The 22,522-nt window shown below is 45.0% G+C and carries 21 protein-coding genes; 2 read left to right on the top strand and 19 right to left on the bottom strand.

What is annotated here, in order from left to right; genetic code table 11:
• Window positions 1-175: 175 nt before the first annotated feature.
• Complete coding sequence (locus AC5O63_RS10210; protein ID WP_494504874.1) at window positions 176-844, top strand: DUF2982 domain-containing protein; 669 nt, start codon at window positions 176-178, stop codon at window positions 842-844.
• A gap of 46 nt (window positions 845-890) precedes the next feature.
• Here the strand turns inward: AC5O63_RS10210 and AC5O63_RS10205 are convergent, their stop codons facing one another.
• The 18 genes from AC5O63_RS10205 to AC5O63_RS10120 all read right to left on the bottom strand — a co-directional run bounded on the left by AC5O63_RS10205 (window position 891) and on the right by AC5O63_RS10120 (window position 18,990).
• Window positions 891-1,547, bottom strand: a complete 657-nt coding sequence (locus AC5O63_RS10205) for an MBL fold metallo-hydrolase (protein ID WP_004743871.1) — start codon at window positions 1,545-1,547, stop codon at window positions 891-893.
• 77 nt (window positions 1,548-1,624) lie between these two features.
• A complete protein-coding gene (gene mepK, locus AC5O63_RS10200; RefSeq protein WP_171321463.1) occupies window positions 1,625-2,167 on the bottom strand; it encodes a peptidoglycan L,D-endopeptidase MepK in 543 nt (180 codons plus the stop codon).
• A 183-nt stretch (window positions 2,168-2,350) separates the two neighbouring features.
• Complete coding sequence (locus AC5O63_RS10195) at window positions 2,351-3,922, bottom strand: L,D-transpeptidase family protein (RefSeq protein ID WP_494504873.1); 1,572 nt, start codon at window positions 3,920-3,922, stop codon at window positions 2,351-2,353.
• Between the two features lie 108 nt (window positions 3,923-4,030).
• The gene (locus AC5O63_RS10190) at window positions 4,031-5,107 is read right to left on the bottom strand and encodes a DUF1513 domain-containing protein (RefSeq protein WP_494504872.1); all 1,077 of its coding nucleotides are present in this window, start codon (window positions 5,105-5,107) and stop codon (window positions 4,031-4,033) included.
• On the bottom strand, window positions 5,097-6,128 hold the full coding sequence (locus tag AC5O63_RS10185) for an imelysin family protein (RefSeq protein WP_494504871.1): 1,032 nt from the start codon (window positions 6,126-6,128) through the stop codon (window positions 5,097-5,099). Before AC5O63_RS10185 ends, AC5O63_RS10190 begins: the two co-directional genes overlap by 11 nt.
• 9 nt (window positions 6,129-6,137) lie before the next feature.
• Window positions 6,138-7,529, bottom strand: coding sequence for a di-heme oxidoreductase family protein (locus tag AC5O63_RS10180; protein ID WP_494504870.1), 1,392 nt, complete (start codon window positions 7,527-7,529; stop codon window positions 6,138-6,140).
• Between the two features lie 121 nt (window positions 7,530-7,650).
• Window positions 7,651-8,913: an imelysin family protein gene (locus AC5O63_RS10175; protein ID WP_494504869.1), complete on the bottom strand. Its 1,263-nt coding sequence runs from the start codon at window positions 8,911-8,913 to the stop codon at window positions 7,651-7,653.
• A gap of 168 nt (window positions 8,914-9,081) precedes the next feature.
• Window positions 9,082-9,729, bottom strand: coding sequence for a GTP cyclohydrolase II (locus AC5O63_RS10170; RefSeq protein WP_038197419.1), 648 nt, complete (start codon window positions 9,727-9,729; stop codon window positions 9,082-9,084).
• A 160-nt stretch (window positions 9,730-9,889) separates the two neighbouring features.
• Complete coding sequence (locus tag AC5O63_RS10165; RefSeq protein ID WP_004746185.1) at window positions 9,890-10,063, bottom strand: hypothetical protein; 174 nt, start codon at window positions 10,061-10,063, stop codon at window positions 9,890-9,892.
• Window positions 10,064-10,240: 177 nt separating this feature from the next.
• On the bottom strand, window positions 10,241-11,200 hold the full coding sequence (locus AC5O63_RS10160) for a GGDEF domain-containing protein (protein ID WP_494504868.1): 960 nt from the start codon (window positions 11,198-11,200) through the stop codon (window positions 10,241-10,243).
• A 109-nt stretch (window positions 11,201-11,309) separates the two neighbouring features.
• Window positions 11,310-11,783 carry a DUF2947 domain-containing protein gene (locus AC5O63_RS10155; RefSeq protein ID WP_494504867.1) on the bottom strand — a complete coding sequence of 158 codons (474 nt, stop codon included), beginning with the start codon at window positions 11,781-11,783 and terminating at the stop codon, window positions 11,310-11,312.
• A gap of 19 nt (window positions 11,784-11,802) precedes the next feature.
• The gene (locus AC5O63_RS10150) at window positions 11,803-12,390 is read right to left on the bottom strand and encodes an HD domain-containing protein (RefSeq protein ID WP_272785179.1); all 588 of its coding nucleotides are present in this window, start codon (window positions 12,388-12,390) and stop codon (window positions 11,803-11,805) included.
• A gap of 2 nt (window positions 12,391-12,392) precedes the next feature.
• On the bottom strand, window positions 12,393-12,971 hold the full coding sequence (gene rimJ, locus AC5O63_RS10145) for a ribosomal protein S5-alanine N-acetyltransferase (protein ID WP_494504866.1): 579 nt from the start codon (window positions 12,969-12,971) through the stop codon (window positions 12,393-12,395).
• A complete protein-coding gene (gene tyrR, locus AC5O63_RS10140; RefSeq protein WP_171321443.1) occupies window positions 12,972-14,516 on the bottom strand; it encodes a transcriptional regulator TyrR in 1,545 nt (514 codons plus the stop codon).
• Window positions 14,517-14,616: 100 nt separating this feature from the next.
• Window positions 14,617-15,666: a YcjF family protein gene (locus AC5O63_RS10135; protein ID WP_494504865.1), complete on the bottom strand. Its 1,050-nt coding sequence runs from the start codon at window positions 15,664-15,666 to the stop codon at window positions 14,617-14,619.
• Window positions 15,663-17,039, bottom strand: coding sequence for a YcjX family GTP-binding protein (locus tag AC5O63_RS10130; protein WP_494504864.1), 1,377 nt, complete (start codon window positions 17,037-17,039; stop codon window positions 15,663-15,665). Before AC5O63_RS10130 ends, AC5O63_RS10135 begins: the two co-directional genes overlap by 4 nt.
• 119 nt (window positions 17,040-17,158) lie before the next feature.
• Window positions 17,159-17,344 (bottom strand): hypothetical protein, encoded by a 186-nt coding sequence (locus AC5O63_RS10125; RefSeq protein WP_004746177.1) that lies wholly within the window; start codon window positions 17,342-17,344, stop codon window positions 17,159-17,161.
• Between the two features lie 122 nt (window positions 17,345-17,466).
• Window positions 17,467-18,990 carry a fumarate hydratase gene (locus tag AC5O63_RS10120; protein ID WP_004746176.1) on the bottom strand — a complete coding sequence of 508 codons (1,524 nt, stop codon included), beginning with the start codon at window positions 18,988-18,990 and terminating at the stop codon, window positions 17,467-17,469.
• A gap of 169 nt (window positions 18,991-19,159) precedes the next feature.
• Between AC5O63_RS10120 and pabB the strand changes: the two genes are divergently transcribed.
• Window positions 19,160-20,524, top strand: a complete 1,365-nt coding sequence (pabB, locus tag AC5O63_RS10115) for an aminodeoxychorismate synthase component 1 (protein WP_494504863.1) — start codon at window positions 19,160-19,162, stop codon at window positions 20,522-20,524.
• Between the two features lie 297 nt (window positions 20,525-20,821).
• Here the strand turns inward: pabB and AC5O63_RS10110 are convergent, their stop codons facing one another.
• A complete protein-coding gene (locus tag AC5O63_RS10110) occupies window positions 20,822-22,519 on the bottom strand; it encodes an ATP-binding protein (RefSeq protein WP_494504862.1) in 1,698 nt (565 codons plus the stop codon).
• Window positions 22,520-22,522 lie beyond the last annotated feature (3 nt).

The following is a 22,522-nucleotide window of genomic DNA, read 5'->3' as shown; positions in this document are numbered from 1 at the left end:
GAAGCGCGATTTATACCAAAAATTTGCTCGCATTTACAGGGTATGAGCGGCTTTATGCCACAAAAATACGCGATACAGCGACATGCGACTACAATTTAATCAATAACCCAAGTGATCGAATCTTCAACTACTGATTATATAAACAGATGTATTTGTTGTTGTGAGAAAAGCCTGTATGCAAACCGTACACCTAACCAATCAACCCTTTGTTTTTTCATCTATCACAGTGAGATGGCTTAGTGGAATTTTCACGATTGGCTGTCTTTTTTTGCTGCTTTACGCACCAGGTTGGCAACAAGCTTTACTGACCGCCGTCGCGGTCGCGGCACTGATTGGATTTGGCTATGTGCTCATTCTAAAAAGCACCGTCAAGTTCACCCTTACCGCAACCCATTTCCAGCAACACTTGTTTAAAGGAGGCTGGGTCATACAGTGGAGCAACGTGCAAAAAATTGGTATTTGTACCTATGAGCAAGATGGATGGCATCAACCTTTACCTTGGATTGGCATTAAACTCAAACACTACTCACCCTACTTAACCAGTATCTGCCCGCGGATTGCTACGGAAATCTTACTCAGTCAGCGTGCGCTTTTATACCTTGGCGCTCGTCAACATCAGCAAGGTGAGCAATTCGAGGACATCGTGCTCGACTCACACGCCTATCGCAACTCTGACGGAAAAGAATTTAAAGGGCTGTTAGCTATGTTAGCGAACAGAATGAGATATCAGCGAGAGTATTATGACTATGATATTTTTATCTCAGCCAATGATCTTGACCGCTCACCGGAAGAGTTTGTTGGCTTAGTGCGCCGATATCTCGCAGCGGCAGAAACCGTGGTATAAAAAAGGCCACAAAAAGTGGCCTAGTTCGAAGTCTCATTTCTACTGTTTAATACAGAGGCATTTCATCGGCTACAAATGGGTTTGATGCGCGCTCACGACCAAAGGTTGACTCAGGTCCGTGCCCTGGCACGAAGCGAACTTCACTACCTAGTGGCCATAACTTACCTTTAATCGACGCAATCAGAGTATCGAAGTCACCTTTAGGGAAATCAGTACGACCAACAGAGCCGTTAAACAGAACATCACCAACAAAAGCGAGCTTAGATTCCTCACTAAATAAAACCACATGACCTGGCGTGTGACCCGGCGTATGAATAACATCCATAACCTGATTACCAAACGTGACTTGATCGCCATCGTTTAGCCATTGGTTTGGTTCAAAAGCTTCTGTTAGTGGGAAGCCAAACATCTGGCTCTGCCCCTCTAGGCCTTGTAGCCAAAAGTTATCATCCTTATGAGGACCGACGATTTCCACACCACCTAACTCACGAGACAAAGGCTCTGTTCCGCCAACATGGTCGAGGTGACCGTGAGTTAAAACAAGATTAACAACCTTCACACCAAGCTCTTTGATCAGCATTGCTAGCTGTTTAACATCACCACCGGGATCAACGACAATGCCTTCCATGGTTTCATCACACCAAACAATGGAACAGTTCTGAGAAAAAGAAGTAACAGGAACGACTTGGTACTTAAGTGACATAGCTTAACCTTGATATAAATCTAAACTGGCTGAACTATGACACTTGCCCGCCATTTTGACAACTCTGAACAAGAAGTTTACGCCCAGTAGCGAACTGGCCCTGTATCGATGTGAACAAAGTTACTCTTGGGATAATAGCCCACCCCGCCAAACTTAAGCTCACGTGCGACATCTCGAACTTGTTTTAGGTTAACTCCGTCTAGACGAAAATCTATCGCTTGACCTAGCATGTGGTAGCTCTTCTTTGCCACACCGCTCGACTTGCCGCGTAGCGCCTCGTTTGTTGCAGGCGAACGATAACCAGAGATGATCTGTACTTCAGCTTCGACGCCAAGTTCTTTTTGAATTTGGCTGATGTGATCGAACAAGCGCTTGTCCATTGCGTGCACTTCGTTGCGTCTAAAGTCACGGCATAGATGATTTAAACGACCAAGCTCTTTGTCGATATAGTTGCTGCCATCGAAATAACACGTTTCAAGCGCTTCGCGGGTATGTAGGTTGGTTAAGGCTAATGAGCGAGGTTGATCAGGATAAGATGCCCAAGCCACACTTGGTGCGCAACTCGCTACGACTAAACCACTTCCGGCCAGCTTAATAAAATCTCGTCGGGATAATGCCACTTTAAATTTCCTTCACAATCTTGTTGCCCTAACGTGTCAAACGGCGACACTACCGAACTCTATTGTGAAGTGCAAATGCATAAAACATGCTCAAAGTCGCATTGTATTCGCTATTTTTTGCTTAACTATTGAACCTATTAATAAAATTGTTTTTGGAAAATAAACGTAAAGAGTCTGTCAATTCTAGCCCTTTGTGTAACGAAATCTGTCTAGGCGGTAAATATCTTCCCTGTAGTGGACATTCCCTTCCTCATACCATGCCGTTTGATAAATGATATGTACCGGGATACGGCTTTTTAGCGGAATCGATTGATTCGGTATAGGCTCTACTGGCTCACTCTCTTGCGCTATTTCTTCCTCTTCCATGTTTAGTCCTTGAGACTCAAGCAGTGTCACCGCAAAGAGGTCCGCATTCTCTACTCGGATACACCCTGAACTAAATGCCCTTTGCGTTTCATCGAATAACCCTTTGCTCGGTGTATCATGAAGGTAAATGGCACGTCGATTCGGCGTATTGAATTTATACAGCCCCAACGCGTTGGCATTACCCGACAACTGTGTCATTCGATACGGGAACGAACTCGGCCTTAGATTCTCCCAATCAATTTCTTCAGGATTAATCACCTCGCTAGAACCCCATTTAGGCACAATCTTAATATTTTGACGAGTGAGATACTCAACGTCTTCCTTCACTTTTGGAATTATATCTTCCACCATGATTTTCCACGGTACATTCCAGGTTGGATTCAAAATAAGTGAGTCTAATTTTGTATTCATAACAGGTGTCGGTCGACCTTTACGACCCACCACCACTTTCGATTCAAACAGTTGCTCCCCTTGCGCCCAGTACTTCATCTCGAAGCTTGGTACATTCACTACGATGATGGTGTCACGCTGATTTGGCCAGTATCGAATCCGCTCCGCATTGATAGCGAGTGTCGACAAGCGCTTTTCTATGGGTAGGTTTAACCACTTAATCGTCTCAGGGCCAATAATGCCATCTTCCTTTAGGCCATGCAGTCTTTGAAATTGTTTAATGGCGGTCTCTAGTGTGCTATCAAACCAAGTCACATCCTTTCTGACATCGATCAGGTCAACATCGACAACTTCCAATCGTTGAAGCAAAGCCTCTCTATTAGTGAGTTTGTCTCCGACTTGCTTTAACCCTTGTTGCGCGTACAAGGGGGTATCCAGCTTCTGAAACTTGATTAGGTGGAGGTAGGTATCGATCAGATATTGGTAATCAGCAGAGTCAGGGGTGTAACGGTCAATGAGATCGCCTAATGATTGCTGTGCGATTGCGCGATGAGTAGCAATCAGTGAACTGTTTGGTGGCAGTGGTAAGCTATGAGCCATCTTCTTGTCAAAGAACCATTTATTACCGCTGGTTATAGAGTTCTCCGCATAGCTGAGGTAGAGAAGCAATGTGTCCGTTGCCAGTACATCATATTCAAACCAACGGTTACTCTTACGATAGAATTGCAAATAACTAAGTTGACGGGAAAACAGAGAACTAAAACTGGCGTGATGAATGACTTCGAGTTGAAACTCCAGCTTGCTGCTTTGCTGAAGATCAAACCAGATCATCTGAGAATCATTGTTGCGGTATATATCTTCGACGACAGCGGGATATTGAAGTAAGCGATGCAGTTGACTGTCAGGCTCAAGCCAACCGATTTGGTTAAAGTACTGTGTTGCAAAGGTCGTCGAAGGCGCAAGGCACAACACTAACAACCAACAAGTCCATTTTCCCATTGCTTTGCCCTCCGCCATACTCAGAATATAAAGTATGGCAGAGTTCAAGACCGTGAGTATGACTTGTTTTTGAAACTTTTGTCGGTCTCTCTATTTTTGTTCGATTTATTAACTAATTATCGACCAATGATTATCCCACTGGATTCCAGAGCGGACGACCTGCTTATCACCAGGCTGGCGTTGGCTAACGACTCCCCCTGCTCCCGAACTGACCTTAAAGGTCTCGCCTTGCACTACAACACCCGAAGCGTCAGGCAATGGAGAAAGCTCGACTAACTGTTGGGTATGTTTAGACCAAATACCGTAGCAATTACCGCGAGGTGACGTGGCTAGAATCCAGTCTTCTGTTGCGGCGATACTTGCAATGTAATGATTAAAACGTGCCCACTGTTCTGGTTCCGCTTGAAGTGAGACTAACTCACCTCCTTTGGTATGCATCGCAAGTAGAGAAGGATACTCGTCAGGCTCTCCTCGGTATTGCTGACCACACAAAACCGTCTCAGATCCATCATGCGCTAAGTGGCGAATACTCAGCTTATGGTCACTCAAACCCACTTGTTCAACCAACTCTCCATTACGGTCAAGATAACTCAGGCTCGGGGTCATTGAATCTAGGTTGAGTGGCGCTCTTCCATTGGTATGAACACCACCCACCCCTATCACGAGTGAATCATCTGGCATGACAATCACTTCATGAGGCCCTAAACCGAACCCAGTAAACTCCGCAACCTTTTCATACCCTGCTATGACATCATAAACACCAATAATACCTCGGCTTGTCCCCCGCTCACCTTCGGTCGCGTAGAGCCATTTTCCGTCATTGGAGTACACACCATGACCATAATAATGCCGTTTATTATCGGCAGGTCTGAGCTTTATTGACTCCCCTGTCTGATAGTCAAACACTTGGAAATAAGTACCTGGCCTGCGTGCAAAAGCAACGGCATGTCTTAGCGCTGCATTCGAAGCAACACCATGACCACGTTCAGGCAACGGCACTTGACGAATCGGCAACCCATTTTGATCGGCGACGACCGCATTAAAACGGTCGCGGCCGGAGATTGAACAACCAATTAACGTTGGCGTAGCGCTTTGCGTCGACGTCGAAACACAGCCAGCCAACGGATAAGCCGCCCCCAAAAGAGCGGCTTTTAGTAGTGAACGTCTTGTGTTATCAGTCACCATCGGTTGCGTTAAACCCTATAATGACGCCCAATTCAATCGCGACTTCCTCATGGATCAAATACTTAAGCTGTTCTAGCTTGTTATACTGTGAGTAAACCTTCTGGTAGCCCTGTTTGGTTTGCAACATATCGAACAGACTTTCGTCGCTTGGCCAAGTTTCAACTGTCATCGAAAACTGATTGGAAATGCTGTCTGCTAGCGTCGCTTTGCCTTTTTCACGCAACAACGCGTCTAAACCCTTTCCATTGGCAAAATAGAGTGCTTGCATCGCTTCAACATTTGCCTTCAAGTTTTGCATGGAAGTTTCTGAACGCCATGACTCAGCAAAGTACGGACGTGGCTTGCCAAAATTAGCCAGCGGACGGCTCATCTTTTTCATGCTGTATTCAAGCTGATTCGATAGCAGTGCGATATACTCCGATTCCCACTGTTTCTCATCAAGACCGACCCAAGGGTTCGTTACCCACGCTTGGGCGATTTTTCCCGCATTCAACTCAATGTTAGCGCTAATAGCTTGGGCCGTTTCACACGTCTGTGGATTCCCCGTCAGGTTTGATGCTTTGTCATACAGCAACCACTCAATAGAGCCCAAACCTTGAACTGTCACACTCTGAAGAGCAATATCTTGCTGAGTCCAAGCCTTAGGTTGCTTGATCAGGCTGCTCATCTTGCGACCTGTGGTGTTTTTCTTATCTGGCCAAAATTGAATATTCCAACTTTGCGCCAAAGCCGATTCTGGCCCACGTTCCTGCCCTTGCAACGCCATCCACGCAAGCATGGTTTGATGCCACTGCTCTTTAACCATGTTCAGATCAGAATTAGAAGCGCAGTAGCCTGAAACAGACCGTGCCAACTTAGCTGATTCATTCTTAAAGGCGTACGCTGATGTAAATTCTACTTCATACACACCTTGGCTAAGATGATTGGTGATTTGTGGCTGTGCGTCTTCTGGTTGTGAAGTTTGACAACCACTCATAGCGATTACAGCCGCGGCTGCTAATACATAATGCTTTTGTTTCATCATTGAATCCTATAAAGAGTTGAGGAAAGCAATCAGTGCATCTCTCTCTTTCTGGTTAAACTTCAACACTTTCTGTTTTGCCATTTCTGCTTCACCGCCATGCCAAAGCACAGCTTCCATTAGGTTGCGCGCTCGACCATCGTGCAAGAAATAGGTGTGGTCATTGACTTCTTTAGTGTAACCAATACCCCATAGTGGCTGAGTTCGCCACTCTTGACCATTAGCAAGATATTCCGGGCGGTTATCCGCTAAGCCCGGCCCCATATCGTGCAGCAACATATCTGAGTAAGGATGAATGGTTTGATTAGACAATGCAGGTAAGCCTTCGCGATTGCCAGTTTTCACATTGGTTTTATGGCAGCTATCACAGCCAACTTTAGCAAACAGTTCTTGGCCAAGCTTCACCTCTGGTTTGTCGACATTACGACGAATTGGCACAGCTAAGTGCTGAGAATAAAACTCGACAAAATCAAGAATATTGTCGCTAACTTCAGGTGAACCACCATTAGGGAGATCATCACAGATAGTCTGTTTAGAGGTACAGTTTTCGTTGGGGAACAAGTTACTGGTTAGGCCTACATCCCCATTAAATGCTGCGGCATTTTGCTGCATTAGGTTTGGTTGTCCCGCTTTCCAGCCAAAACGGCCAATGGCAAAATCATTAGCACGTACATCCCAAACAACATTGACCTTGCCTGAAATTCCGTCGCCATTCTTGTCTTGTTCGTCTGCCCAAGCTTTCAATGTTTCATCTGGAATGCTTTCAAGAAGACCTAAACCTATCATAGGTGGTGCAACGCGAGCCGACATCTGCGTATCCGGATGCATCTCTCCGTAGCCAAGGTTCGTAATCGCTAGGTCAGGTTTACGTAGCGTGACCACAGTTCCATCAGCAAATGTCACCGGGACATCAGTATAGGAAATTTCGATCGTACCTTCTGGAGTTTGATCTTGCAGTGCAAAATCTTGTAGCTGACCACCATAGGTCGGCTCAGGAATGACGCCATCTTTGATAAAGGCTTCCTTTTGTTCTGGCGTCATGGCTGGAATGCTTAAACGCACCAACATGGAAACCGCGTGAATGTCGCCTTCTTCTGGTGGATGTCCGCGACCATCTTTGATGTGACAGTTTTGACAACCGTTGGTATTAAAAAGAGGCCCTAAACCATCACGCGCATCCGTCGATGCTGGAGCCTGTACCCAAGGGTTACGGAAGAAGCTATTACCTACACTAAAATCCAAACGCTTAGACATAGGTAGATTTCCAGCAGGAAGAGAGAAAGCGTTCGCGCCCTCTTTTTTGACGGATGTGCCGCCACCCGATTTAACATCATAGGCAATGGCAGAAGAGGCGCTAATAGCGAGAAGGCTTGCTAGGACAGTTTTCGTGTACAACTTCATACGAGGACTCTCAAAAAAGGGAATAACCCGACATTTTAAATGGGAATAATTCTCAAAAACACCGCTAATAAGAAACGGCAAAAGGGCTCAATTGAGCCCTTTGTTTTTTGTTCGTTCTGGATTAGAACTCGTGGTCAGCTGTATCTGGATTTAAGCTGTTAATACCAACAATTTTAGCTGCACGCTCAATCTGAGCTGTTTGAGCAACTAAAGACATAATCGTTTCATTCACAAGTGCGTTACCTTGCGTGTTACCCGCTGCGATAAGTTGGTCGAAGTGCTGACCTTTCTTCTCAGCTGAAGTCACAAGTTGGCCTACTTGAGCACGTGTTACATCAAACTGCTTTTGAATCTCTTTTGCCGCTTGCTTGTCTTTTTGTGCCACAAGATCGTTGATGCTTGGGCCAGAAAGTAGCGTACCATCTTCACGTTTGTAGATACCTGTATAAACGTTGTAGATGCCTTGCTCGTTGTAGTAGTGAGAGTTATGAGTGTTGTCAGAGAAACAATCGTGCTCATCTTCTGTTGAGTTTGCTTCTAGAGCAACCTTCATACGTTCGCCCGCAAGCTCACCTAGAGATAGAGAACCCATGCCAAATAGCATCTTACGAAGACCATTGTCTGCCGATTCGTTTAGAAGCTCTTCACGGTAGTTACCTTTAATATCAGAAGACCACTGCTTTTCCATCCACTCTAGATCTTGTACTAGAAGCTCTGCTGCCGCTTTAAGGAACTCGCCACGACGGTCACAGTTGTTATTTGTACACTCTGCACCAACAACAAAGTCCGTGTACGCACGTTGGCCTGCACCAGCATTAGTACCGTTTAGATCTTGACCCCATAGTAGAAATTCAATCGCGTGGTAACCTGAAGCAACGTTCGCTTCTGAACCACCCACTTCGTTTAGGTCTGCGATTAGCTCAGGAGTGATTTTCGCAACATCTAGCGTTGAAGCGCCAATGGTTAGCTTTTGGTTAGCAACGATGTTTGCATTTGCGCCTTCGTTACCAAGTTCATATTGGTAATCTGAAGATACGTAATCAATTAGACCTTCATCTAGAGGCCATGCGTTTAGTTGGCCTTCCCAATCATCTACGATCGCGTTACCAAAACGGAATACTTCAGACTGTTGGTAAGGAACGCGAGATGCAAGCCATACTTGCTTCACTTGTTCAAACTTTGCTGCTGTTGGGTTAGCTAGGAATGACTCTACAGATTTATCCAGAGCCTTAGCTGTTGTAAGGGCGTCAGCAAAAACTGCGTGAGCAACATCAGCATAGTGCTCAACCACTTGTTCTTTGGTTACATTTGCCGCGAAAGCTGAGCCGCTAGCGATAAGTAGTGAAGCTGCTACCGATTGAGCTAATAGAGATTTTACATTCATTGAAAAAGCATCCTTGTTGAGCTTAATAATTATTCTTTATTATTAGTGCTAATTATTCTCATTTGCACTATTAATTCCGAATAATACAAACTTACAATTTTTTTGCAAGCAGGAAACAAAAAAGCCTCACAAAAGTGAGGCTTTTATCAACATAGGTAGCTCAATGGCTTACACGTCAAGATTATGCTTTCCGTGTGATATTTTCGCTTTAAGGTAGTTCTCGTTGCCATCTTTGACGTGGGCTAGAGTATTGACAACCTCTTCAATCTGTATGCCGTGTTCTTTAAGGTCGCGAATCTTTTTCGGGTTATTTGTTACTAAGCGAATCTTATCGACACCTAAGGCTTTTAACATCTGCGCCGCTTCCGTGAAGTCACGCAGATCATCGCCAAAACCTAGATGGTTGTTTGCTTCATAAGTGTTCATACCTTCACTTTGCAGCTTGTAGGCGTCAATCTTATTATAAAGACCAATGCCGCGACCTTCTTGTCGTAGGTACAAAATGATACCGCCAGATTCGCCCATACGATTGATGGTTTCATCTAGCTGCTCGCCACAATCACAGCGAGATGAGTGGAATACATCCCCAGTGAGACATTCAGAATGCATGCGGACAAGTGGTGTCGCTTGGGTTTGATCCGCTTGTTTGAAGATAACGGCAACATGCTCTTTATCAGTCTTCAAACCGTGAAAGGAAAGTAGCTCCGCATCAATGTTACTCTTTGTACCTACTTTGAAGTCGACTCTGGCTCTTACTTCCGCCATATTTTTACTCACTTGAATCTCTGTCTTTATTATATCTGTCGCTGCATTCATAAAATGCTCCGCTATGAACTTAACTATGGGGACTATTACTCATCTTTTCAATGATTAGATCACAAAATGTTATAATATAACATTTTAACACTGAGGCAATAAAAAACCTCGAGAACTTAGTTATCGAGGTTACTGAATCTTATCTTACTAGGTTAAGCAATTAGTCTTGTTGGTTTTTCCACACGGAAAGCGCTATCCAACATGCTTCCAATTCTCTTAGTTCTTCATCAGTAAGCAAAGACAAGGTTGGCTTTGTTTGCGGAAGTGCATACGCCTGCACGGCGCTGAGATGTGCATAAAAATCGTCACGAAGTTGAGATACGTTTAAAGCCACTGCTTTTCCCTAAGACTCTAGTGTTTTAAAAATAAGTGTTAGAAGCATTTATCAAACTAATGATAACAAAATACACATTTGTCGCAAAAAATAGACACATTATTGGGCTAAAAGTCACATAAATACTATGGTTTTAATCTTTACTTTTCTTAAAGTTAGTATGATCAAATTGATCATTCAGAAGAGTTCGATGTCATCTTGACGATCATGACTGTTAACAAGAAACTTCGCATCAAAGAAATGCACTCGGTTTCGACCATTATCTTTGGCGTAGTACAAAGCTTTATCCGCATGATCCAATATGGTTGGTAAATATTCTTGGGGCGTTATGCCACATACACCACAGCTGAAAGTTAAGTTAATCACTTGGGGAAAACGAAATGCCTCAATATGACGACGAAAACCTTCCAATGTGGAGAGGCAATCTTCTTGTGTTTGTTGGGGCAACAATACAACGAACTCCTCTCCGCCAAAACGAAATAGTTGTTCATGGCAGGTAAAGTAGTTGCTCATTTGCTGAGCAAACATCAGTAAAACTTCATCACCAATCATATGACCAAAGCGATCGTTAACGTCTTTAAAGTGATCTAAATCGATGATGGCAACCCATGCTGTAATTTCAACGGGCGTATCCGGCATCACATTAAAGCTGCGTGCCAAACGTTCTTCTAATGTCCTTCGGTTTAACAGCCCCGTCAGCTTATCTCGCTCGCTATCGTGCAGTACGACAAGATAATTGCGATAGATTTTCGCGAAGCCATCAATGAGCAGTTCATAGTTTGTTGGGCATTCATGCAGTACAACCACAAGTTCAGCTGAACTGTCTTCAGAAACCGGCACCGGGTGAGTAGAAACATAACGATCAAGCGCATTTCTAGCAACGGTTGCGGTTTGATTGAGGTGGTTTCTACTTCCACTGTAAAAAGAAACAAAGTCATAAACCCAATCAAATTCATTTTCAGCCCCTAAGCGGGTCACTTTCGCTACTGTGCGTGCTGTATCATTGATGAAATAAGTTAATTCGATGGACTCGGCGGGGATCATTTCAAAGAGTGTGGCAACAAGACAATGGCCTAAAGATACAGAGTTCCTCTGCTCAGTAATTTCTATAACGGATTGGATTATTTTGTCTTCCATGACTTATCCCGCTTCATCACGTTCATAAGGAAAGTATAGACAGCAAGGTAAAATATGATACAGATCTCATAAAAAAGAGCGGCAATGCCGCTCTCTAATGTTTTAGAAGTTAGTTTCTAAAGCCTAGTTTGACTGTACCTTTTGTATCAAACCACAGCGCTTCTTTTCGGCGACGCCCGATTAAGATCGGCCCATCATCGTAGAATAAGAAGTTTTTCCAATGCTTTTTAAACACAGACCATTTCGTTTCGATGACGTTGTACTTTTCGTAGCAAAAATACACGGTCACATCATCTTGCCAATCAATAAACTCTGTCAGCTCAGGAGGCATCGCTTCATCATCCGCTTCCCAAGCCACCATCCAGTCAACTTCCTGTTTCCAGTTAGACTCTTTCATCGGCCAGTCACTCGAACTTAAACGATCGGCGTCCGGGCTTTGCGCACTAATGTTCTCTTTCCACAATTGAGATGCACGTGCCTGTGTCATTGGCTTGATCGCCGCCAAATCCTCTTCTGGCACTGGCATAGATTGATGGGTGAAAATCCATTTTCTTTGGTATTCATCCAAAGTTAGGTAAGACATTAATTTTCCTCTTAAAGCATTACGCTTTTAGCCAACCTTTATTTGTGGCGTCGTCGATAATTTGTTGCGCTTTGTCCCACAGTGCCTGCGAGCCAAATTCAATCTTTTGGTTAATGGTCAAAGCTTGGTGCCTTGTGACACCATGCTCTTGCCAACTTTGCCCTTGATTGTGGTAGTTGAGCAGCATAGGAATGATTCTATCCAAGGCTTTTGCAAACTTTGCATCGGCGGATTGCGCAGATTCAAACTCTAACCACAATTGTAATAGCGACTGCCCCTGCTCTTCGGGTAGCATGCCAAACAGGCGGTGAGCAGCATCGAGTTCTTTTTGCTCTTGTTCAGCGGTTGCAGCAACATCATAAACAAAGGTATCACCCGCATCAATTTCTACAACGTCATGGAGTAGCAGCATCTTCACTACCCGGGCGATATCAACGGGCTCATTAGCATGCTCTTCCATTAATATTGCCATTAAAGCAACATGCCAACTGTGCTCGGCACTGTTTTCTAAACGTCCTTCGGCACTTTTTACCCGCGTACGTCTTAACACCGATTTGAGTTGGTCAAGCTCCATAAGCAAAGCTAGCTGCTTTTCTAATCTCTCCACGTTTACACATCCTTCCAATTTGGGTTAATGAGCGACGTTAGATTATGATCTTCCCATTTTCCATTGATAAGTAAGTAATCTTTGGCAAAGCCGTCTTTGGTAAAACCGACACGTTCAAGAACGGCCTCACTGCGATGATTGCGCGGCATATAACTCGCCATTACGCGATGGATATTCTGCACCTTAAACATGTAGTCCACAGCAAGCTTAAGGGCGCGTGTCATCGCTCCCCTGCCTTGTGCATTCGCTGCCAAGGAATAGCCAACGTTACAAGCATGAAAGGGAAAACGAGAGATGTTGCTAAACGACACCGTCCCCAACATTTCATTGCTCTCTTTGTCGATGATCAACAGATAGTAACCAAGTCCCATTCTGTGTAGCTCATTGAGCTTAATCAGTTTCTGTGTCCAGCCTGATAACGTAAAAAAGCCCTCTTCACGCTTCGGTTCCCACTCTTTAAGGTGCTGTCGGTTAGCAATAAAATACTCAGAGATTAAGTAACCATCAGTTGGCTCCGCGGTGCGAAGTACAATGTCGTCATCCACTTCATAAACTGACGTGGGAGTGCTAATTCTTTCCATTTAGTTTTTTCTAATTCCATATTCACGCAGCTTATTCGCCACGGATGTGTGAGACACGTTAAGGCGCTTAGCTAACTTACGACTTGATGGGAAAGATTGATAAAGACGTTCAAGTATCTGAGATTCGTACTCTTTCATAATTTCGTCTAACGAACCATCTAAATTCAAGGTTGGTGCATTTGAAGGTGCACTTTCAAGTTGCGGTAAGTGGAACAAATCCGCGGTCAGGGTATCGGATTCCACCTCTGTTAACGCGCGCAGCACCATGTTCTCTAACTGACGCATATTACCCGGCCACTGATAGCTCACCAACTGATCAACCAAAGTCTCATCAATTGAAGGTTTATTGATGCCAAGCTGCTTAACGTACTTCGCCACAAACAATTCCAGTAGCGGCGCTATGTCATTCGAACGCTCTCTTAACGGTGGAATTAACAAGGTCAGTACATTTAAGCGGTAGAACAGGTCTTCGCGGAACGAACCTGATTCGGCTAAATCCGCTAACTGATGACGTGTTGACGCAATGACGCGCACATCAACATGAATTTCATCTTCTTCACCCACACGGCGGAACGTGCCATCTTGGAGTAGACGAAGTAACTTGATTTGCAGGTGCGGGCTCATCTCACCGATTTCGTCGAGAAATACCGTTCCCCCATTCGCCTGCTCAAAGATCCCTTTGTGGCCTTGCTCGTGGTTAAACGAACCTGGAGCGTGACCAAATAACTCGGTTTCAGCAACACCATCTGGCATTGAAGCACAGCTCAATACTAGGAAAGGATTCGCAGCTCGATGGGAACGGTTGTGACACGCTCTAGCAAGCATCTCTTTGCCCGTCCCAGTTTCACCTTGAATGAGCAGGGGTTGATCAAGCATAGAGAGTTTCTTCGCTTGACTGATCAGTGCTTTGTGACGGTTAGAGACGCCAACAAAATGTTCAAACCCGAGGTTATTGTGTAGAGGAAGTGAGTCGTCAAACAGCGGTTTTTCTTGAGTAGAGCGAATGATCATTACCGCACTTGCCAGCACAGACTCATTGGTCTCATCCGAAATGTATACCGGCATGATTTCCATCGTGTAATCTAGCCCGCTGATCACGATCTCTTCTCGCTGACGCGCGATATTGCCTTCAGCCCACTTGGCAAAATTAAAATTAGGCAATAAGTTGGTGATGAGGTGGCCAATCATTTCGCTTTCTTCACAACCAAACAGCGACAGTGCTGCATGGTTTGCCATATCAACATTACCTTTTAGGTCAATGGCTAATACCGGCTCTGGAAGGTTATTAAGAAGAGAGATCAGTTCATTATTGTGACGTTCAATTGGCATGAACTGGATCTTGCGAACGTCTTTAACACCCGAAATACGGCGAATCTCTGCCATCAATTCACTAAAAGTATCGAAATCAATATCAGGGCAGTTTAAGTAGATAATCCCAGAGACATCAATTTCGATGCCTCGAAGATCAAGGTTTTTAGAAGCAAGAATATCGAGTAACTCACGAGTCAGACCAAGTCTGTCTTCACAGATAACTTCAAGACGCACGGATAAGTCCTTAAATAAGGTGTCACGAAAAGTTGACAGTAGTTTCCCTTAAGCCTAGATCCTCGTCAAGTAAACAGATATTACCTGCTTCACATTCGCACTATTTGATTGTTATTGCGACGACTTTTTCTACAATCCGCTTGCGTATTGCCCCCAGTTTAACTTGTCTCTCTTTATGCCAAGGAATTGGGCGAAGCAGCGCCATAGCCTTTAGACCTAACCTTGCAGTCAAAATACCTACACCTAACCCCTGCCCTGCACGAGCTGAAACCTTTCCAGCCAGATCCATAGACATCAGATCCATACTGGCATCAACCGCAAGTTCGCTCGCACCAGCGGCCGCCATATTGACCAATGTTGCTTTAAATAAATTCAGGCGCGACCAATAACCGAGTTCGACACCGTACACTTCGGCTAAATTATCGATCATTTTGAAATTTCGCCAAGCAACTAGCATCATGTCAGCCACTGCAAGTGGGCTAATAGCGACCAGAGCGGCGGATTCCGTTGCATGTTGAGAAACGATTTTTGTTGCGACTTTATCTTGCTCAGCAACAACCATAGCGTCATACATATCGAGGATTTCTGCGTCGCTGTGTGACGTATTGATACTGTTCACCCAACGGTCATAGCTCGGTGATTCTCGCTTAATACCAGACTGCTTTGCTACCGATTCACAAAAAGCTTTGCCTTGCCCTACACTGTCTGAATGGATGAGCGCTTCACTTTGTTCCTGAACACTGAAGTGATTACGGAGCCTGCGTAGTTTGAACAATTCTTTGCCAATCGCACCAACACCAAGTAATGAAACCGTCGCGATAAAACCTGACCAACCCAAGGCGAGCCAGTCTGCGCTTTGAACCGCCGTAACAACATTTTCTACCGCTTGCCAACCGACCAAACCCGCAAATGTACCGACCAGAGTTGTCGCTAGCCATTTAGAACCTGATTTTGGTCTTATGACCTGCTCTAGCTCAGCTTCTGCAGCGGTATCTTCCTGCTCATTATCGATTTCAACAGGCACGAATTGCTCGGACTGCTGAAAGTGCATATGTGCCGTTAGATCCGGTTGTACGTCTTCTTGCTCGCTGTGCAAAGCATCATCGAAGACCTGCTTTTGTTTAAACTGCGCTTTATCACTGTTTGTCATTTCAGCTTATCTCCAATTAAGTATTCAAGTGCTTTATCCATACGAATATGCGGCAAAGGCTCATCCGGTGAAGATTGTTGGGGTCTAAAGGCAGTAAACTCGAAGCCTTTCTCATGCCAGTAGTCTTGAGCGGGCAGCTTTTTGGGTACTTCACCGGGAAACACTGTAAGTGCTTGCTCATCCATAGTGACCCCTTGAATCGCAGGGTAAGATTGGTCGCCCTTACTAATAAAGCCTGCTTGCGTTGCCTGTATCGATGCCATGGTCATGCAGTTCATTTCAATATTTTCGTACGACGCGGTTTGCCATGCCGGATGCACCATCTGCTGGAGCAAAGAAACCAAATTGGTGTGCTGCTCCGGCGTTACATGGTCAGCTTTAGTTGCGGCAAACAATATCTTATCGATTCGAGGAGCAAACAAGCGCTTCAAGATATTGCTTCGACCATAGCGGAAACTGTGCATGATCTGTTCTAGGGCATGACGCATATCGTGGAATGATTCATAGCCCGCATTAAGCGGTTGTAAACAGTCCACCAGCACGATTTGACGGTCAAAAGTCGAAAAGTGATGTTTGTAGAACGCCTTAACTACTTTCTGCTGGTACTCTTGATAGCGTGCTTTGAGCATGGCTAAGTTAGAGCCTTTCTCTGCTTTGCTTTGTTGTTCAAACTGGCAAGGGAAAAACTGCAGCACCGGGGCACCTTCTAAATCTCCGGGCAAGACAAACCGCCCCGGCTGCACCCAGTGCAAGCCTTGCTCTTTGCAGTTATGAAGAAACTCAGTGTAAAGCTCAGATATTTCCGCAAGAAGGTTTTCATCTAACTCCGCAGTTAAATCAATCTGTTCGAGCCGTTCTAGCCAAGGCTGAGCCAGTTCTTTTCGCTTACCTTTCAAAGCCTCGAACTGACTTTGCGACCACTGATGAAAGTCCATATCAAGCAGAGGTAAATCAAGTAACCACTCACCTGGGTAATCGATAATATCGATGTGCAAAGTAGATGTGCTGCCAAACAACTTTTTGGTCTTTTTCTGCGGACGATATTTTATCGCCAGTCGGATCTCACTCACGTCGCGAGTGGGTTCCGGCCAAATCGGCGGTTCTAAATGTACATGCTGCATTGCCTCGTCATAGGCAAAACGCGGAACAAGCATATTGGTTTGCGGCTCACGCTTGGCGCCGACTAATCTTTTGTCTCGTGCTGCGGAAAATAACGGTAGATTTTCATGAGTTGAAGTATGGAGAAGCTGATTAACGAGCGAGCTAATAAATGCGGTTTTACCCGCTCTAGAAAGACCTGTCACGGCAATACGAACATGGGCGTCCATAGTACGGCTAAGTAAATCATTAACTTCTTGAGTAATTTGCTTCATTCACGTTCTCTTTGTTTCAATCACACTGTTAGCTTAGCGGCTCTAATCTTAATCCTAGATGAACAAAAAAGCCCCTGATAAAAATCAGAGGCTTAGTGTATCAGCGAAAACGATAAACGTTAGTCGTCCTCGATCAATTTGTAGATGACAAACAGAGCGATTTCTAACAGCACAAACAGAGCACAGCTAATGGTGACATACTTTTCATCGAAGATACTGATGCCATGGAGAATAAGGTCATATCCGACGAAAGCACCAATAACCACCGCGATGATGATCTGTAAGATTTGAATAAAGCGTGGCATTTTTACTCCTGACTTAGGGTTACAACTCTAAACTATATAGACAAAAGGTGCAGCATTCGCTCCACCTTTGTCAAATTTTCACTAATTAAATCAGTGATTTCTCACAAGCTAAACAGTGACAATTAAGCTTGGTCTTCCATTTCTTGGATTTTTACTTTCCAAGTGTCTGGACCAATCTGGTGAGCGTTTGCACCGTTTGAGTCAACCGCGACAGTCACAGGCATATCTTCTACTTCAAATTCGTAGATCGCCTCCATGCCTAGGTCTTCAAATGCAACCACGCGTGCTTTCTTAATCGCTTTAGCAACCAAGTAAGCCGCGCCGCCTACCGCCATTAGGTACACCGCTTTATGCTTTTTAATCGACTCTACTGTTGCAGGTCCGCGCTCAGCTTTACCAATCATGCCCATGATACCAGTCTCTTCTAGCATCATATCGGTAAACTTATCCATACGCGTAGAAGTCGTAGGGCCAGCAGGACCAACGGCTTCATCACCCACAGCATCAACTGGACCTACGTAGTAGATAAATTTGCCTTTGAAGTCGACGCCTTCAGGCAAGCCTTCACCACTTTGCAGCATGCCTTGAATGCGTTTATGCGCCGCATCACGACCTGTTAGGATTTTGCCTGACAGTAGAACGGTTTCACCTGTTTTCCACTTTTCTACTTCTTCTTGAGTCACTTCATCTAGATTAACACGGCGAGTATTCGCACCAGCTTCCCAAGTGATATCCGGCCACTCTTCAAGCTTAGGTGGTTGAAGATCAGCTGGGCCAGTACCATCAAGCGTGAAATGTACGTGACGCGTCGCGGCACAGTTTGGAATCAAGCACACTGGCTTAGAAGCGGCGTGAGTTGGTGCTGTTTTAATTTTAACATCTACTACAGTAGTCAAACCGCCCAGACCTTGAGCACCAATACCAAGCTTATTAACGCGATTGAAAATATCGAGGCGAAGCTCTTCTTCTGCATTTTGTGGACCACGGTCAATCAGCTCTTGAATGTCGATGTGCTCCATCAGAGACTCTTTCGCCAGTACCGCCGCTTTTTCTGCTGTACCACCAATACCGATACCCAGCATACCTGGCGGACACCAACCTGCGCCCATTGTTGGTAGTGTTTTCTCTACCCACTCAGCGATATCATCCGATGGGTTAAGCATCACCATCTTGGTCTTGTTTTCTGAGCCGCCGCCTTTCGCCGCAATTTGAATTTCAACCTTGTTGCCCGGCACCATATTGATGTGAACAACGGCAGGCGTGTTGTCTTTAGTGTTGATTCGCTTACCTGCTGGATCCATAAGAACCGAGGCACGTAGCGGGTTGTCTGGGTTGTTGTATGCTTGACGCACACCTTCATCAACCATTTGCTGGACTGTCAGCTCCGTTGAGTCCCACTGAACACCCATGCCCACATTCACAAAGCAGGTCACAATACCAGTGTCCTGACAAATTGGGCGGTGGCCTTCTGCAGACATACGAGAGTTAATTAGGATTTGAGCAATGGCATCTTTCGCCGCTTGACTCTCTTCACGGTTATAGGCTTTTTCTAGGGCTTGGACAAAGTCTAATGGATGGTAATAAGAAATGTACTGGAGTGCATCAGCAACACTGCTGATCACATCCTGCTGGCGAATTACGGTCATTGCATGCCTCGTTATATTTTTGCTTCCTTTTTATGGTCGAACACAAACGTTTGCTTGTTGATTTTATATTTGCAAAACACTGGTGTAGCGACCTTTGTGGTCATTATGATACTCTTGCTTTCCTCAACACGCCACGTAATCAACGATCTCTTTGTCACAAATTAAACAAATGAATAACATCAAGCCAAATCGCTTAGAAATCAAACCGATTCCTTATCAGTTAGACCTTGCAGCTCAACACTTTGCTAACATTCACCAGCAACCTTGGGCCATGTTATTGCGCTCTCCTTCCAGAACGCACGTTGATGGCCGATTTGATATCCTAGTGGCAGAGCCAAAAGCAACGATTACCACCCTTGGTGACGAGAGCTATATCGTTACTGAAGGTGTGAAGGAAACTTCAAGCGACAACCCATTTGAACTGCTTAAGCGAGTGCAAGCTCAAGTTTTGCCTGATCTCGACTATTGTGGTGAGCTGCCTTTTATTGGCGGGGCTTTGGGCTATTTTTCGTATGATTTAGGCCGCCGAGTTGAGCGAATGCCATCTGTTGCCAAACAAGATCTCGTCACCCCTGACATGGCGATTGGTCTCTATGATTGGGCATTGATTGTCGACCATAAAGAGAAATCCGCTTATGTCGTCGGCTCTGACACCGAAGAGAAATGGCAATGGCTGACCGCCCAGCAAGAGAATAAAGTTGAAGCGTTTGCACTGAGTGGTGGTTGGCAATCTAATATGACCAAAGAGTCATACAGCAGCAAGTTTGCTCAAGTTCAAGAGTACCTTCGCTCTGGAGACTGTTACCAGATTAACTTGGCACAAAGATTCAGCGCGCCTTACCAAGGTTGTGAGTGGCAAGCTTATCAAAAGCTTGAAGGTGTAAACCAAGGTCCATTTTCTGCTTTCGTTAGAACGGAGTACGGCGCGATTTTGAGTGTCTCCCCTGAACGTTTCTTACAGGTGAAAGACAATGAAATTGAGACAAAGCCTATTAAAGGAACTCGCCCACGCTCTGCTGATCCACAGGCAGACCGAAATGCGGCTTATGAACTTGCTAACGCAGAAAAAGATCAAGCCGAAAATCTGATGATTGTTGATCTACTAAGAAACGATGTTGGCCGAGTTGCGAAACCTGGCAGCGTACACGTACCCAAACTTTTTGATATAGAGAGCTTTCCTGCGGTACACCACTTAGTCAGTACTATTCGTGCCAAGCTCGATGACCAATATTGCGCAGCGGACTTATTGAAAGCCTCTTTCCCGGGTGGCTCAATCACAGGGGCACCTAAGATTCGCGCAATGGAAATTATTGAAGAGCTAGAGCCCCACCGTCGAAGCGCTTACTGTGGCAGTATTGGCTATATAAGCCGACATGGCCGTATGGACACCAGTATTACGATTCGTACGCTAGTCGCTGAAAATGGGAACATCCACGTATGGGCGGGAGGCGGTCTAGTTGCTGATAGCCAGTGTGAAGCGGAGTACCAAGAGACGCTCGATAAGTTAAGTAAGATCCTGCCGATCTTAGAGTAAACAATAGTAAGGGGCACAAGCTGACTGCTTGTAGCGCTTTCTGTAAGGAGAGAGTCGCATGGGCAGCCTTACCGTAGACGTAGCAGTGAGAACCCCTTCAACACCAAAGCCTGAGAATTAACAGCCCATGCAACAATTCGAAATGCTGCTCTTAGCTTAACCTAACCCACTTTGCGGAAGAGGCTACAAGCTAAAAGATATGGAAATGTTATAACATAACAAAAGTAAAGAAAAGCAATTCTTGCGCCCCTATCTTATAGAGGCAGACTAAAGCATCGTGCGCAATTTAGGTGGAAATTAGCTCCATTTTTCGAGCATCAGTTTCAGATCTTTGGCCGTATAGGGCTTAGTTAAAATATCATCCATACCACACTGGATGCATTTCTCACGCTCTTCGAGTGTGGTTCCCGCCGTTAGAGCAATTATTGGTAAGGTATACGCCTGTTCTCTTAAGTAAGCGGTAGCCTCAAAGCCATCCATCTCGGGCATACGGCAATCCATAAAGACAAGGTCATAGTTAGCAGAATTAAACGCCTTGATCGCCTCAAGGCCATTGTTTGCCATATCAGGAGTAATTGAGAGCTTCTTTAACATTTGATTGATGATGACTTGGTTCATACGAATATCATCAACCACGAGAATAGATAGCTCCTCTAGCGGCTTAAATTGGGGTTTCTGTTCTGTTTTACCAGCGCTCACCGTCCACTCAGCGGTTTGTTTAAGCGGCAAAAGCACTTCAAACGTACTTCCTTTTCCGATTTCACTAGAGAGCGATATTTCGCCAGACATCAACTCGACAAGATTTTTGCAGATCGCGAGACCTAACCCTGTCCCTTCAAAATTTCGCTTCGCGGTTCTATCAGCCTGAACAAAAGGTGTGAACAATTGCGCTTGCGACTCTTCACTGATCCCTATCCCAGTGTCGGAGACAGCGAAGATCAAGTTTTCGTTTTCCCATTTAACTTTGACTATCACCTTTCCGTGCGAGGTAAACTTAATCGCATTGCCCACCAAATTGATCAGAATCTGGCTAATGCGTTCAAAGTCACCAATCAGAGCCGTTGGAATCGTGTTTTGTTCAATGATCTCAAAGCCGATTCCCTTCTCTAGTGCTTTCGTTTCAAAGATGCCTAACACCATTTCACGCATTTCCGACCATAAGAATTGCGATGGAATCAACTGCATCATCCCTGCACTCATTTTACTAAAGTCGAGGATGTCGTTGATGATATGGCGAAGCAGGTCGCCTGAATGCGAAAGATTACTTAGCAAGGTTTGTTGCTCTTCATCTAACTGAGTTCCGGCTAAGAGTTCAGCACTGCCTAATAAACCATTGAGAGGCGTTCGGAGTTCGTGGTTGATCATGGCAACAAACTCTTTGGTCGATCGTTCTGACTCTTCAGCCCTTGCTCTCGCTTCTTGGTTGCTTGTCACAATCAGTTGACGACTGATCGCGCTGCATAATAGCTCTGCGACCAACAATAACTGATTAACGACAAACTCTCGGTCGATATCTTCACTAGTCAAGTCAACGGTCAGTTCACCGACAATTTTATGTTCCACTTCGATCGGTAACTTCAGTGAGTTGCTGTGCCAAATAGCATAGGGTTTCACTAAGCTTAAATCTTTCTCTTCCGCCGAACCAAATACGTTACCAATAACAGAATTCATCAGCCCGGGCTCAATGTACAAACCTACGCCAGATAATGCCGAAGAAGCCGTAAGTCTTTCGAGTAAATTAGCAATCAAGCCATCATCAAGGGTTCGGCTTAAAAATGCCCTGCCGAAGTGGATCAATGCTTCACTAATATGCTGTTCGAATTCAAGCTTGTGCAAATCACTGTGGGTTTGCTTTTTGAGCTGCGTTAATACCAACTTCAAATGCTGGTTGGACTCGTACAGCTCTAAACTTTTTTGTTCCAATAACGCTTCGGCTTGTTTACGAGCAGCTATTTCTCTGGCTAGCTTTCTTTCTAAAGGGGTGTCCTTATCCATTTA

The sequence above is a fragment of the Vibrio sp. SCP2 genome (assembly GCF_059295395.1).
The sequence above is the reverse complement of the archived record's forward strand: the minus strand, read 5'-3'. Positions and strand labels throughout refer to the sequence as shown.